This is a genomic window from uncultured Devosia sp. (assembly GCF_913055165.1).
GTDB lineage: Bacteria > Pseudomonadota > Alphaproteobacteria > Rhizobiales > Devosiaceae > Devosia.
Genome location: NZ_CAJXJS010000041.1, coordinates 1 through 13,132 on the forward strand (window position 1 = coordinate 1; position 13,132 = coordinate 13,132).

Below are 13,132 nucleotides of genomic sequence, written 5' to 3' on the forward strand. Positions count from 1 at the left end.
CTCAGATATTGACCGGTCTGCTCGGCGCGGTGGCGGCCGTCAGCTTGCTCGTCGGCGGCATCGGCATCGTCATCCTCGCCATCATCTTCGACCGCATCACCCAATCCTTCGGCAAACAGCTCCAGGCCCGCATCGGCCTGGCGGAGGCCCGCTGACATGCATGACGTGAAAACCGATACCAACCTGGCCATCCGCATGCGGGGCGTCACCAAGATCTTCGGGGATGATCCGCAGAGCGCGCTGGCGCTATTGCAGAAGGACAAGTCGAAATCCGAGGTGCAGGCCGAAACCGGCCATGTGGTGGGTCTCGACAATGTTTCGCTCGATATTGCCCGGGGTCAGATCTTCGTGGTCATGGGCCTGTCCGGCTCGGGCAAGTCGACCCTAATCCGTCACGTCAACAGGCTCATTGATCCGACCGCCGGCGAGATCATCGTGGAGGGCAGGGATGTGCTCAAGATGAGCCTGCCGGACCTCCGGACCTATCGCCGCAATACCGTGGCCATGGTGTTCCAGAAGTTCGGCCTGTTGCCGCACCGCTCGGTGATCGACAATGTCGCCTATGGGCTGGAGGTGCGCGGGGTCAGCAAAGCCGAGCGGCTCGAGCGGGCCGCCAAGTGGATCGAGACGGTGGGGCTTTCGGGCTATGAGCAGAGCCGGCCGCGCCAGCTTTCAGGCGGCCAGCAGCAGCGTGTGGGCCTGGCCCGTGCGCTGGCGCTCGATACCGATATTATCCTGATGGACGAGGCGTTTTCCGCGCTCGACCCGCTGATCCGCTCCGGCATGCAGGACCAGCTGGTCGACCTGCAGAAGAGCCTGGGCAAGACGATCCTGTTCATCACCCACGATTTCGACGAGGCCCTCAAGATTGCCGATCGCATTGCCGTGCTCAAGGACGGGGCGGTGCAGCAGGAGGGCAAGCCCGAGGATATCGTGCTCAAGCCCGCCAATGAGCATATCGAGGAGTTCGTGCGGGAAGTGAACAAGGCGCGCGCCATCCATGTCCGCACCATCATGGAACGCGGGTCCTTTGAAGACTGCGAATACAAGGTGCCCGCTGATGCGCGCTGCGAAGACGTGCTGCCCTATTTTGCCGAGCACCAATGGGTGGGCGTCACCGATGATGACGGCAAGCAGATCGGCCGCGTGACCGCCAAGCGCATCATCGGTGCGCTGGCGCGCTACACGCCGGGCGTGGGCGAAAGCTAGCGCTTAACGCCACAGCAACCATTCGGGAAAGGGGCGTCCGCATTGTCACCTGGCTGTCGCACAGGGGCATTAGCGTGGCGCCCCTTCTGGTGCTCGCCCTGAGCTAAAATTCTTCTTTTTCAGTAATTTAGGATTGATTCACAGTTGCTGGGCCATGGTTGCGCCCAAGCTCGACTAGCCAGGTTACGCCATGAAGGCCCGTCCCAGTTTTGCGTTTGTCGCGGAGGCCCATGACCGGTTGCGCATCGTGGTCGGGTGCATGGCCGGAATTCTCCTGATCCTCAATGTCATCAGCGCGCTGGGTGGCCCCTGGCAGCCGGAGATGGCCTGGACAATGGCCGGCCTAGCCGGCGCCATTCCGATCATGCTGCTGGTGACGCAAAGGCTGGTGCGCCGGCGGATTGCTGAGGCCCAGACGGCGGTCAGCGAGGCGCTGGCCTCGGCCCATCGTGACGCGCTGACAGGCACGTTCACCCGCTCCTATTTCCTCGACGAACTCAGGCGCTACGCCAGTGGCGGTTCCCTGTCTGCCCTGGGCTATCTCCAGATCGACATGGACAATCTCAAGGTGCTCAATGACAGCGCCGGCCACCCTGCAGGCGATGCGGCACTGGTGACCCTGGTGCGGGAGATGCAGGCCCTGTTGCCGGGGGCGATTATCGGGCGGCTGGGTGGCGACGAATTCGGGGTGCTGATCCCCGGCCATGACAACAAGCCGGCCCTGTGCCGGTTGGGCGAGCAGTTGTTGCGCCACTTGAAAAATGGTCACACCATCGCCGGGCGGACGACGCCGCTTTCGGCGACCATCGGGGTGGCCCTGGCGCCGCTCGACAGCGACGATCCCAATGAGCTGATCGCCATTGCCGACCTGGCGCTCTATCGCGGCAAGCAGGCCGGGCGCGGTTGCGTGGTTCCCTTTGATCCCGACATGCTGGGCGAGGAGCGCTACAAGCGCTTCATCGAGCGCGAACTGCGAGCCGCCATTCTGATGGATGAGCTGGAGCTGCACTACCAGCCGGTCTTTGACAGCCAGACGCGCACCGTGAAGTCGCATGAGGCGCTGGTGCGCTGGCGGCATCGGGTGCGGGGCATGATCGCCCCGGACAAGTTCATTGGCGTGGCCGAACAGAGCAGCCTCATCGACCGGCTGGGCGAATGGGTGCTGCGGCGGGTCTGCGCCGATATCGGGCGGCTGGGTGGCCCGGTGGCGGTCAATGTCTCGCCCAAGCAGCTGCGCCGGGCTGAATTTGCCGAGGCGTTCTCCGATATCCTGATGGAAACCGGCACGGCCCCGACCAGCATCATTGTCGAAATCACCGAGAATGCACCGCTCGAGAAGAACAGCGTCGAAATGGCCAATCTCGCCGCCCTCAGGGCCATGGGCATTCGCGTGGCCGTCGATGATTTCGGGGCCGGGCATGCCAGCCTGCACTATCTCAGGGACTTCGCCTTCGACATCATCAAGATCGATCGGACCTATGTCGCCCAGTTCTCGGCCAATCCGGTCAATGCCATGATCGTTTCGGCAGTCTGCGACATTGCCCGGGCGCTGTCGCTGGAAGTGGTCGCCGAAGGCATCGAGACCGAGGAACAGCTGCGCATGCTGACCGAGGCGGGGTGTACGGCATTGCAGGGCTATCACCTGGGGCGCCCCGCGCCGCTGGCCGGGCACAAGATCGTCTGCGCTGCCTGAGGTCTGCGACAGCTCCATGACAGCTTTGCCCGGCCTGCCAGTTGCGCGCCACCTGCCCGCATGGCTATAACGGGGCCATCGCGCGCCAGCGCCATGCCTGCACATTCGGGGCCGGGTGTACGCCGTCCAGCGCGCCGACGGCCGGAATTGCAGGGGCTTATGGGGAGAAACGAGCCTTGGAATTGAAGCGGATCAACGATCACGTCAGCGTCTCAGGACAGATTCAGCCTGAGGACGTGAAAACGCTCAAGGACCTGGGCTTTGTGGCCATCGTCAACAACCGGCCGGATGGCGAAGCGCCCGACCAGCCGGCCGGAGCGGAAATAGAAGCGGCCGCCAAGGCTGCCGGGCTTGCCTATCACGCCATCCCGCTGGGCCGCGAAGGGGTCAACCCTGACCTCGTCAATGCTACCAAAGCCGTGCTTGAGGGGAGCAACGGCAAGGTGTTCTGCTTTTGTCGGTCGGGCACGCGTTCGACCACGCTCTGGGCGCTGAGCCAGGCTGGGGAGGCCCCGGCCGACCAGATCATCGCCCAGGCGGCCGAAGCCGGTTACGACATGAGCCATCTGGCCGGCTATCTCGGCCAGAAATAGACCCAAGTTTTCGGCGGTTGGGCGGACAACCGTCCATGCCGCCGGTAGTGCTGAGCCGGACCGCATGCGGTCCACGCCCCCTCCTGCTCGGAATGGACACCAATGCCCATCAAGAAAATTCTCGTCGCCAATCGCAGCGAAATCGCCATCCGCGTGTTTCGTGCCGCCAATGAGCTGGGTCTGAAGACCGTCGCCGCCTATGCCGAAGAGGACAAGCTGGCGCTGCACCGGTTCAAGGCCGACGAGGCCTATCTTATCGGCAAGGGCAAGGGCCCGGTCGAAGCCTATCTCCAGATCGATGAATATATCCGCATCGCGCGCATTTCCGGGGCCGATGCCATCCATCCCGGCTATGGGCTGCTTTCGGAAAGTCCGGAATTTGTCGATGCCTGCGAAGATGCCGGCATCACCTTTATCGGTCCGCGGGCGCAGACCATGCGCGACCTTGGCAACAAGGTGGCCGCCCGCAATATGGCGATCAAGGCCGACGTGCCGGTGGTGCCGGCCACCGAAGCGCTGCCTGACGACATGGACGCGGTCAAGAAGATGGCCGCCGAGATCGGCTATCCGCTGATGCTCAAGGCCAGCTGGGGCGGCGGCGGGCGCGGCATGCGCCGGATCATGGACGAGAAAAGCCTTGTCCATGAGGTGTCTGAGGGTAAGCGCGAAGCCAAGGCCGCCTTCGGCAAGGACGAGATGTATCTCGAAAAGCTGATCGAGCGCGCCCGCCATGTCGAGGTGCAGCTGATTGGCGATGATCACGGCAATCTGGTGCATCTATTCGAGCGCGACTGCTCGGTGCAGCGGCGCAACCAGAAGGTGGTTGAACGCGCCCCCGCGCCCTATCTTTCCGACGACGTCCGCAAGAGCCTCACCGATGCGGCGGTGCGCCTGGGCAAGGCCGCCAATTATCGTGGCGCCGGCACGGTCGAATTCCTCATGGATGCCGATACCGACAAGTTCTACTTTATCGAAGTGAACCCGCGTATCCAGGTCGAGCATACCGTTACCGAGGAAGTGACGGGCATCGACATCGTCAAGGCGCAGATCCACCTGCTCGATGGCGCCGTCATCGGTACGCCGGAATCGGGTGTGCCGCTGCAAGAGGACATCAAGCTCAACGGCAATGCCATCCAGTGCCGTGTCACCACCGAAGACCCGGAACAGAACTTCATTCCCGACTATGGCCGCATCACTGCCTATCGCGGTGCCACCGGCTTCGGCGTGCGCCTTGATGGTGGCACCGCCTATTCGGGCGCGGTGATCACCCGCTATTACGATCCGCTGCTGGAAAAGGTCACCTGCTGGGCGCCCAGTGCCGACGAGGCCATCGCTCGCATGCATCGTGCCTTGCGCGAGTTCCGTATTCGCGGCGTCGCCACCAATCTGGCTTTCCTTGAAAACATCATCACGCACCCGGACTTTGTCGAGAACCGCTACACGACGCGCTTTATCGACACCACGCCGGACCTGTTCAACTTCAAGCCGCGCAAGGACCGGGCGACCAAGCTCCTGACCTATATTGCCGATGTGACGGTCAATGGGCACCCGGAAGTGCGCGACCGGCCGCGGCCACCAGCCGACGCGGCAGCGCCGATCGTGCCGGAATTCCCGCCGCTTGCAGTGATCGAAGGCAGTCGCCAGGTTCTGGATCGCGATGGCCCCGCGGGCCTGGCCAAGTGGATGAAGGCGCAGAACCGGGTGCTCTTCACCGACACCACGATGCGCGATGCGCATCAGTCGCTGCTGGCGACGCGCATGCGGAGCTTCGATATCACCCGCATTGCCCAGGCCTATAGTCGCGGGCTGCCAAACCTGTTCAGCCTGGAATGCTGGGGCGGGGCGACATTCGATGTCTCCATGCGCTTCCTCAACGAGGACCCGTGGGAGCGGCTGCGCCAGGTGCGCGAGGGCGCGCCCAATATCCTGACGCAGATGCTGCTGCGCGGCTCGAACGGGGTGGGCTACACCAACTACCCGGACAATGTCGTCAAATTCTTCGTCAAGCAGGCGGCCGAAGGCGGCGTCGATGTGTTCCGTGTCTTTGACTGCCTCAACTGGGTCGAGAACATGCGCGTCTCCATGGACGCGGTGATCGAGGCCAACAAGGTCTGCGAGGGCGTCGTCTGCTATACCGGCGACATGCTGGACCCCGACCGGTCCAAATATGACCTCAAATATTACGTCGCCCTGGCCCGGGAGCTGGAAGAGGCCGGCGCCCATGTGCTGGGCATCAAGGACATGGCGGGGCTGTTGAAGCCCGCTGCTGCCCGCAAGCTGATTGCAACCCTCAAGGAAGAGATCGGCCTGCCCATTCACCTGCATACCCATGACACCTCGGGCGCTGCCGCGGCGACGGTGCTGGCGGCGGTGGATGCCGGGGTCGATGCTGTCGATGCGGCCATGGATGCCCTGAGCGGCACAACCAGCCAGCCGACGCTTGGCTCGCTGGTGGCGGCCATGGCCGATACCGATCGTGATCCGGGGCTCGACGCCAAGGCAATCCGGCAAATCTCGTTCTACTGGGAAGCGGTGCGGACGCAGTATCGCGCCTTCGAGAGCGACTTGAAGGGTGGCGCTTCAGAGGTTTACCTGCACGAAATGCCGGGCGGGCAGTTCACCAATCTTAAGGAACAGGCCCGTTCGCTGGGGCTGGAGACGCGGTGGCACGAGGTCGCCCAGACCTATGCCGACGTCAACCAGATGTTCGGCGATATCGTCAAGGTGACGCCGTCATCCAAGGTGGTGGGTGACATGGCGCTGGCCATGGTTTCGGCCGGCATTACCCGCGCCGATGTCGAGAACCCGGACAAGGACATTGCCTTCCCCGACAGCGTCGTCGGCTTCTTTGCCGGCGATCTCGGCCAGCCGCCGGGCGGTTTCCCGCAGGCGCTGCAGAAGAAGGTGCTCAAGGGCAAGCAGGCGCTCAGCGAACGTCCGGGTTCCTATCTGAAGGATGTGGATCTGGAGGCCGAGCGCAAGAAGGTCTCTGAGGAGCTTGGCGTTGCGGTCGATGACTACCGCCTTGCGTCCTATCTGATGTACCCCAAGGTCTATTCGGATTTCGAGAAGACCCAGGATATGTACGGCCCCACCGAAGTGTTGCCGACCCCGGTCTATTTCTATGGGCTGCAGGAAGGTGACGAACTGCTGGTCGATATCGAAAAGGGCAAGACGCTCGTCGTCACCTATCAGGGTCGCGCGCCGACCAATGAAAAGGGCGAGGTGCGCTGCTTCTTCGATCTTAACGGTCAGCCGCGCACCATCACCGTGCCGGATCGTTTGAAGGCCGGGGATGTGGTGGTGCGCGCCAAGGCTGCAGCGGGCGATCCGAAACAGGTCGGCGCCCCCATGCCCGGGGTTATTTCGACCCTGGCGGTCAAGGAGGGCCAGGCAGTCAAGGCCGGCGACGTGCTCTGCTCGATCGAAGCCATGAAGATGGAAACCGCCATTCATGCCGAAGTCGATGGCACGGTGGCGGAACTGCTGATCAAGCCGGGCGACCAGATCGACGCCAAGGACCTGCTCGTGCGGCTGGACTAAGCTGTGCACATTCTGGCGCTACGGACGTTGAAAACGTTCTGGGAGAAGCACCCCCAGGCCGAACGTCCGTTGCGCGAATGGTATGCCACAGCGTCCAGAGCGCGTTGGCTGACGCCGCAGGACATCAAGAACGCGTTTGGCGGAAACGTCGACTTTCTGGCCGACAATCGCAGCGTCTTTGACATCGGCGGTAACAAATACCGGCTGATAACCTACAACGCTTACGCTTTTGGCCTTATATATGTGAAGTTCGTCGGCACACACGCCGACTACGACAAGATTGATGCAGGGACGATAGATGAACATTAGGCCCATCCGAACGGAGGAGGACCTGACCTGGGCTCTCGCCGAGGTTGAGCCTTATTTTCTCAACGAACCGGAAAAGGGAACGGAAGAGGCTGTTCGCTTTGAGGTTCTTGCAGATCTCATTCGCGCCTATGAGACGCTGCATTGGTCAATCGAGGGGAACGATACCGCTGCGGACAGTGACCAGCGTTATGTGCACAGGGGCAGGACGTATAATGATCTTGCCTCCGTCCGGGTTGCCATCAGGAAGACGCAAATGACCAAAACTGGAAGAAGAAGCAGCCTCATGGGCGCTTCCTCCGGCAGATTTGTTGCTCGTCCCAACCTGAGGGGAAGCAGGATTAGGCGGTCTTTGAAGGCAGGCTAATGGGGCATCCGAGGGGAGGAAGCTATTTCCGTCGTGCCGTGCCGTCGACGGTCGGACCATATTTGCCCGCATAGACCTTGGCCGGCACTGGCAGCCGGCTGACGATCCAGCTGACCATCAGCGGCACCAGCACGATATCGTCCACCCAGCCGAGCAGCGGGATGAAGTCGGGCAGGATGTCGAAGGGGTTCACCAGGTAAAAGGCGACGAAGAGCGTTGCGGCCTTGAGATGAAACGGCGTCTCTGGCGCCCAGAAGGCTTTCCAGAGCTGCACGACTTCCTTGCGGAACAGGATGAGGCGGGTGAAGAGCATGGTCATCATGGTTCATAGATGGCCCCGGCCCGGCCTGGTTCAAGATCGGCGGGATCACATTTGTGATGCCGGCCGGCCTCGCCGCCTCACGTCTTTCGCCGTGCGGCCTTGCGCGCTTCGGCCTTGGCCAGGTTTTCCGCAATCCGCGCCTTGACGATGCGGGCGATCAACTCGTCCGGCGGCAGCGCGTCGGGCGGAAACTGCAGCGTGCCCTTGGAGGTGCGCCAGGGCGCGATCTCCTCTTCCATGCCAGTGAAAACGGCATTGCCCATGGGAAAGAGCGAACAGTGCTTCTTGAAGGCGCAATAGCTGACGAGCGGGCCATGGAAGCCAATGCCTGGCATGGCATAGGTGATGATCTCCTCGGCCTCGGGGGCCGCTGCCCGAATGGTCTGGCGCAGATGCGCGATGGCGTCGCGGAAGGGCGGTGACAGGCCGGCGATATAGGCATCGATCGTGCTCGAAGCGTCATTCTGGTCAGGCATTGGGGGCACCCCGCACACTGCTGTCACGCTATTGTTCAGTTGCCAGCGTCAAAGGGAAGTCCTATCTCGGGGGCATTGGAACAAAGAGGTTTGCACATGGCGGGTCCCGCAGCGCGCAGGCAATCGGTGGGCGTCAATGTGGGCGGCGTCATGGTGGGCGGTGGCGCCCCCGTGGTGGTGCAGTCCATGACCAATACCGACACCGCCGATATCGACGCGACCGTCCGCCAGGTCATGCAATTGGCCCGCGCCGGCTCGGAAATCGTGCGCATCACCGTCGACCGCGACGAGAGCGCCGCCGCCGTGCCGATCATCCGCGACCGCCTCGCCTTCATGGGTTATGACGTACCGCTGGTGGGCGATTTCCACTATATCGGCCACAAGCTTCTTACGGACCATCCGGCCTGTGCCGAGGCGCTGGCGAAGTACCGCATCAATCCGGGCAATGTCGGCTTCAAGGCCAAGCGCGATACCCAGTTCGCGACGCTGATCGAGATTGCCAACACATACGACAAGCCTGTGCGCATCGGGGTCAATTGGGGCTCGCTGGACGAAGAGCTTCTTACCAAGCTCATGGATGAGAACGCGGCTTCGGATGCGCCGATCTCGGCCGCTGCCGTGCAGCGCGAGGCGATCATCCAGTCCGCGCTCCTCTCGGCCGCCCGAGCCGAGGAACTCGGCATGGCGCGCAACAAGATCCTGCTCTCGACCAAGGTCTCCGACGTCCAGCACCTGATCGCTGTTTATCAGGACCTTGCCGCCCGTTGCGATTATGCGCTGCATCTGGGGCTCACCGAGGCCGGCATGGGGTCCAAGGGCATCGTCGCCTCCTCGGCGGCGCTGGGCATATTGCTGCAGCAGGGGATTGGCGACACGATACGCATTTCCCTGACCCCCGAGCCGGGTGGCGACCGCACGACGGAGGTCAAGGTTGCGCAGGAATTGCTGCAGACCATGGGCTTCCGCCAGTTCCTGCCGGTGGTGGCGGCGTGCCCGGGTTGCGGGCGCACCACCTCGACGACCTTCCAGACGCTGGCCAAGGAGATCCAGGACCATCTCAACACCTCCATGCCCGAATGGCGCGAGCGCTATCCGGGCGTCGAGACGCTGTCGGTGGCGGTGATGGGCTGCATCGTCAATGGGCCGGGGGAAAGCAAGCATGCCAATATCGGCATTTCCTTGCCCGGCACTGGGGAAACGCCCGCGGCGCCGGTCTTTGTCGATGGCGAAAAGGTCGCCACCCTGCGCGGCGCCGATGTGGCCGACCAGTTCAAGGCGATGGTGGCCGATTATATCGAGCGCAAGTTCGGCAATGGAAAGCAGGATGCCGCCGAATAGCGGCACTATGCCAGGTTAAGTCGGAACTCTCCTCCGATTGCGGGATTGGGCCTTGCAAGGGGCGAAACAACAAAACCCGCTAGGAGGAACTCATGCAATTGAGCAAAACCCTTTGTGCCGCACTTGGCTTCAGCCTGGTCGGAATGGCCGCGGCACAGGCCGCCCAATCCACCGCGTCGCTCAATGTGCGCTCGGGGCCCAGCACCAGTTATCGCGTCGTGGACGTGCTTTATCAAGGCGAGACCGTCGATGTGGAGACCTGCCAGTCGGGCTGGTGCCGTATCAACCACAATGGCCCGGATGGTTGGGTCTCGGCCCGCTATCTGACCGATCGTGGTGACGGGGGCGGGCAGCAGGATTCGGGCTCGGGTGCCTCCGTCTCGGGTAATGCGCGCGCCACAGCGGCTCTGAATGTGCGCTCGGGTCCGGGCACCGGCTATCGTGCCATCGACGTGCTTGATCGCGGGGAACGCGTGCAGGTCGAGCGTTGCCAGTCGGGCTGGTGCCGCATCAATCACAATGGACCTGATGGCTGGGTTTCGGCCCGCTATCTCAGCAATGCTGGCGGAGGTGGCCAGCAGAGTGCGGAACCTGACGTCAGCTTCAGCTTCAACGTGCCGGGCTTCTCGTTCTCCGTTGGCAATGGCGGCGATTTCCAGCCGCGTCCGGGCCGGCCCAGCGGTGAAGTCTGCTTCTATGAAGATTACAATTACCGCGGTGCCAGCTTCTGTGCCCAGCCGGGCGATCGCGATGCCAGCCTGGGCAGCTTCAATGATCGTATCTCGTCCATCCGGGTGCGCGGCGATGCCCAGGTACAGGTGTGCGAAGACTTCAATTTCAATGGCCGGTGTGCCGTATTGGATCGCAACCGCCCCAGCCTGCAGGGACGGAACAATGACATCATTTCGTCCTATCGCGTGCGCTGATAGCGATATCTGGTGAAAGTCTGGCCAGCCGGTCCGCCGGCTGGCTTTCTTATGCGCTCAGGCCTTCTGCCTGTCCCATTCGGGCAGCGGAAACAGCCGGTCATAGGCCCAGTTGAAGACCAGCGCATAGCCCATGTAGAAGAGGGCGAAGGCCAGATCCATGACCAGCGCTTCCCAGAGGCTGATGCCGAGATAAAGCGCGATCAGCGGCATCAGCATGAGCAGGAGCCCGATCTCGAACAGCACGGCATGGACAATGCGCGCGACAAGAGTTTTCTCCGTCGACCGCCCGAGGGCCTTGAGGGCATGGTCGAAGCCGAGATTGTAGATGTAGTTCCACGCCATGGCGATGGTCGCGCTGCCGATGACGATGACGGCGCTGTCTCCGGCATGCAGCTGAAACACGAAGGCGCCCAGAGGCGTCGCCAGCAAGATGCCGATGATCTCGAAGGAAATGGCGTGGCGGATGCGGTCGGCTGCGCTGCGCATGGAAGTCCCCTTTGGGCTCCGGGCCGTCCCGCACGCTGATCCCGGTTGTCGGGGGAGGTCGTCCTCACAGGTCGGCATATAGACCCGGTCCGCCCCCTCCGGCAAGCGTTGGCAGGCAGGTCAGATGGTCCGGGGATGCAAGGCAAAGACCGCGGCATGCACAGGACTTTTGCCGCCCATGTCCTCGACATCATATTCGGCCAGAAGGTCGAGGCGGTCGAGTGGTAGGGATCGCCGGAACGGATCGCCGATCAGAACGTGTGTTCCTGCGCTTGCGGCCTGCATCAGGATCGGCAAGGTCTCGGCCACGACGGCCTCATCGTAGAACACATCGCCGGCCAGGATGATATCGGCCTCTGGCAGGCCTGGTTGGTCCCACAAATCGAGCGCAACGCCGTTGGCCTGAGCGTTGAGGCGGGCAGCAACCGGCGCGATGGGATCGGCGTCCACGGCCCAGACCCTGGCGGCGCCGGCCCTGGCCGCAGCAATGCCGACCAGGCCCGAACCGGTTCCGAAATCCAGCACCGTCCTGCCTGCCAGCAATTGGGGATGATCACGCAAGTACAGGGCCAGCGCCGCGCCCCCACCCCAAGCATAGGCCCAATAGGGGGCCTCATCGTCCAGCCCCTCACTGGCCAGCCAGCCGACAAGGCCGCTTTGCGGGGTCGGCGTATGGATGGCAATATCGGGACGAAAAGGCAGGGCGCGCAGGGGCATGCGGCCGCTGATGAAGTCGTGGGCGCGCTGGTTCAGCCCGGCAATTGGCACGCATCCACCCATTTGCCGCCGCACAGTTCGGCCAGGCGATCGACGCTCAGTTTCACGGATGAGTGGGTATCGCCGGCTGCCGGGATCACCAGGTCATAAATTTTGAGCGAGGTGTCGAGAAAGATCGGCAGCGGGGCGGGCAGGCCGAAGGGGCAGACCCCGCCAACCTGGTGGCTGGTCAGGCGCAACACGTCCTCGGCGCCCAGCATGCGGGGCCGTCCGCCAAAGGCGGTCTTGGATTTCTGGTTGTCCAGTCGCGCATCGCCGCGGGTCACCAGCAGAAATTCGTCGCCATTGACCTTGATGCAAAGTGTCTTGGCGATCTGCCCAGGCTCCACCCCATGCACCTGGGCGGCCAATTGCACCGTGGCGGTGGACTCGCCGGTGACAATGACGGAGAGGTCAGGCGCACGCGCGGCAAGGTCAGAACGGACGGTGTCGAGGCTCATCAATCTTTCTCAGAACAGCTTGGCCAGTTTCTCTTCGAACTCGGCGCGCATCTTGTAGTGCACCGGGGTCTTGAGCACACGTTGCATCAGTTCGGGCTCGATATCGCGCACGCCTTCAAGCGCCAGCAATTGGCTGACGGTGATCCGGTCGCCGGCAAAGGGTACGTGGATGACCGGCTCGCCCGGCTTCACCCGGCCCGCTTCGATCACCCGGCAATAGGCACCGGGGCGCCCGGCCCTGAAGAATTGCTTGACCCAGGCGGGGCTGCCCATGCGCGCCGCAAACACGCTGCAGGGGGTGCGGTGAGACGTCACCTCCAGCACCACATCGTCGATTTCGAAACGGTCGCCAACGCAGACGCTGCGCCCTCCGACCCCGCCAATGGTCAGGTTCTCGCCAAAAGTGCCGGGGGCGATGTCGCGCTCCAGCGTCCTGCTCCACCAGGCGTAGTCGTCTGCGAAATAGAGATAGACCGCCTGGTCGACGCCACCGTGATGCTTGCGGTCGATGATCGCGTCGCCCTCAAGGCCCTGCTTGCCGATCTCCACCTCGAGATCATCCGGCACTGGTTCCTTGTAGATGCCGGTCATGGAGGATTTGGCCGGAATGGGTCGGGGCGTGCCGATATTGACGCTTTGCAAGATGGCCATGG

General features: G+C 62.9%; 13 protein-coding genes. 7 read left to right on the top strand and 6 right to left on the bottom strand.

Annotated features, from left to right (window positions below):
• Positions 1 to 156: 156 nt before the first annotated feature.
• The 5 genes from QZ564_RS13175 to QZ564_RS13195 all read left to right on the top strand — a co-directional run bounded on the left by QZ564_RS13175 (position 157) and on the right by QZ564_RS13195 (position 7,347).
• The gene (locus tag QZ564_RS13175) at positions 157 to 1,209 is read left to right on the top strand and encodes a glycine betaine/L-proline ABC transporter ATP-binding protein (RefSeq protein ID WP_297110609.1); all 1,053 of its coding nucleotides are present in this window, start codon (positions 157 to 159) and stop codon (positions 1,207 to 1,209) included.
• 190 nt (positions 1,210 to 1,399) lie between these two features.
• Positions 1,400 to 2,902, top strand: a complete 1,503-nt coding sequence (locus tag QZ564_RS13180) for a bifunctional diguanylate cyclase/phosphodiesterase (protein ID WP_297110612.1) — start codon at positions 1,400 to 1,402, stop codon at positions 2,900 to 2,902.
• A 176-nt stretch (positions 2,903 to 3,078) separates the two neighbouring features.
• The gene (locus QZ564_RS13185) at positions 3,079 to 3,495 is read left to right on the top strand and encodes a TIGR01244 family sulfur transferase (RefSeq protein WP_297110615.1); all 417 of its coding nucleotides are present in this window, start codon (positions 3,079 to 3,081) and stop codon (positions 3,493 to 3,495) included.
• Between the two features lie 102 nt (positions 3,496 to 3,597).
• Positions 3,598 to 7,038 carry a pyruvate carboxylase gene (pyc, locus tag QZ564_RS13190; protein WP_297110618.1) on the top strand — a complete coding sequence of 1,147 codons (3,441 nt, stop codon included), beginning with the start codon at positions 3,598 to 3,600 and terminating at the stop codon, positions 7,036 to 7,038.
• 3 nt (positions 7,039 to 7,041) lie between these two features.
• A complete protein-coding gene (locus QZ564_RS13195) occupies positions 7,042 to 7,347 on the top strand; it encodes a type II toxin-antitoxin system HigB family toxin (RefSeq protein ID WP_297110620.1) in 306 nt (101 codons plus the stop codon).
• A 386-nt stretch (positions 7,348 to 7,733) separates the two neighbouring features.
• Here QZ564_RS13195 and QZ564_RS13200 read toward each other — a convergent pair whose 3' ends face one another.
• Positions 7,734 to 8,030: a DUF1232 domain-containing protein gene (locus QZ564_RS13200; RefSeq protein WP_297110623.1), complete on the bottom strand. Its 297-nt coding sequence runs from the start codon at positions 8,028 to 8,030 to the stop codon at positions 7,734 to 7,736.
• Positions 8,031 to 8,110: 80 nt separating this feature from the next.
• Positions 8,111 to 8,509 carry a DUF1801 domain-containing protein gene (locus QZ564_RS13205; protein ID WP_297110626.1) on the bottom strand — a complete coding sequence of 133 codons (399 nt, stop codon included), beginning with the start codon at positions 8,507 to 8,509 and terminating at the stop codon, positions 8,111 to 8,113.
• A 96-nt stretch (positions 8,510 to 8,605) separates the two neighbouring features.
• On the opposite strand from QZ564_RS13205, the gene ispG reads away from it, so the two are divergent.
• Both ispG and QZ564_RS13215 read left to right on the top strand, forming a co-directional pair.
• A complete protein-coding gene (gene ispG / locus QZ564_RS13210; protein ID WP_297110629.1) occupies positions 8,606 to 9,847 on the top strand; it encodes a flavodoxin-dependent (E)-4-hydroxy-3-methylbut-2-enyl-diphosphate synthase in 1,242 nt (413 codons plus the stop codon).
• Positions 9,848 to 9,939: 92 nt separating this feature from the next.
• Positions 9,940 to 10,773 carry an SH3 domain-containing protein gene (locus tag QZ564_RS13215; protein ID WP_297110631.1) on the top strand — a complete coding sequence of 278 codons (834 nt, stop codon included), beginning with the start codon at positions 9,940 to 9,942 and terminating at the stop codon, positions 10,771 to 10,773.
• A 57-nt stretch (positions 10,774 to 10,830) separates the two neighbouring features.
• Here QZ564_RS13215 and QZ564_RS13220 read toward each other — a convergent pair whose 3' ends face one another.
• From QZ564_RS13220 to QZ564_RS13235, 4 genes are all read right to left on the bottom strand, one after another.
• Positions 10,831 to 11,262 (bottom strand): PACE efflux transporter, encoded by a 432-nt coding sequence (locus tag QZ564_RS13220; protein ID WP_297110634.1) that lies wholly within the window; start codon positions 11,260 to 11,262, stop codon positions 10,831 to 10,833.
• A 120-nt stretch (positions 11,263 to 11,382) separates the two neighbouring features.
• Positions 11,383 to 12,030: a 50S ribosomal protein L11 methyltransferase gene (locus tag QZ564_RS13225; protein WP_297110637.1), complete on the bottom strand. Its 648-nt coding sequence runs from the start codon at positions 12,028 to 12,030 to the stop codon at positions 11,383 to 11,385.
• Positions 12,012 to 12,479 (bottom strand): YbaK/EbsC family protein, encoded by a 468-nt coding sequence (locus QZ564_RS13230; RefSeq protein ID WP_297110640.1) that lies wholly within the window; start codon positions 12,477 to 12,479, stop codon positions 12,012 to 12,014. Before QZ564_RS13230 ends, QZ564_RS13225 begins: the two co-directional genes overlap by 19 nt.
• A gap of 9 nt (positions 12,480 to 12,488) precedes the next feature.
• On the bottom strand, positions 12,489 to 13,130 hold the full coding sequence (locus QZ564_RS13235; protein WP_297110643.1) for an MOSC domain-containing protein: 642 nt from the start codon (positions 13,128 to 13,130) through the stop codon (positions 12,489 to 12,491).
• Positions 13,131 to 13,132 lie beyond the last annotated feature (2 nt).

Excerpts from the sequence above, each read along its gene's own strand:
- QZ564_RS13175 (WP_297110609.1), top strand. The coding sequence starts at position 157 with ATGCATGACGTGAAAACCGATACCAACCTGGCCATCCGCATGCGGGGC.
- QZ564_RS13180 (WP_297110612.1), top strand. The coding sequence starts at position 1,400 with ATGAAGGCCCGTCCCAGTTTTGCGTTTGTCGCGGAGGCCCATGACCGG.
- pyc (WP_297110618.1), top strand. The coding sequence starts at position 3,598 with ATGCCCATCAAGAAAATTCTCGTCGCCAATCGCAGCGAAATCGCCATC.
- QZ564_RS13200 (WP_297110623.1), bottom strand. The coding sequence starts at position 8,030 with ATGACCATGCTCTTCACCCGCCTCATCCTGTTCCGCAAGGAAGTCGTG.
- QZ564_RS13205 (WP_297110626.1), bottom strand. The coding sequence starts at position 8,509 with ATGCCTGACCAGAATGACGCTTCGAGCACGATCGATGCCTATATCGCC.
- ispG (WP_297110629.1), top strand. The coding sequence starts at position 8,606 with ATGGCGGGTCCCGCAGCGCGCAGGCAATCGGTGGGCGTCAATGTGGGC.
- QZ564_RS13215 (WP_297110631.1), top strand. The coding sequence starts at position 9,940 with ATGCAATTGAGCAAAACCCTTTGTGCCGCACTTGGCTTCAGCCTGGTC.
- QZ564_RS13220 (WP_297110634.1), bottom strand. The coding sequence starts at position 11,262 with ATGCGCAGCGCAGCCGACCGCATCCGCCACGCCATTTCCTTCGAGATC.
- QZ564_RS13230 (WP_297110640.1), bottom strand. The coding sequence starts at position 12,479 with ATGAGCCTCGACACCGTCCGTTCTGACCTTGCCGCGCGTGCGCCTGAC.
- QZ564_RS13235 (WP_297110643.1), bottom strand. The coding sequence starts at position 13,130 with ATGGCCATCTTGCAAAGCGTCAATATCGGCACGCCCCGACCCATTCCG.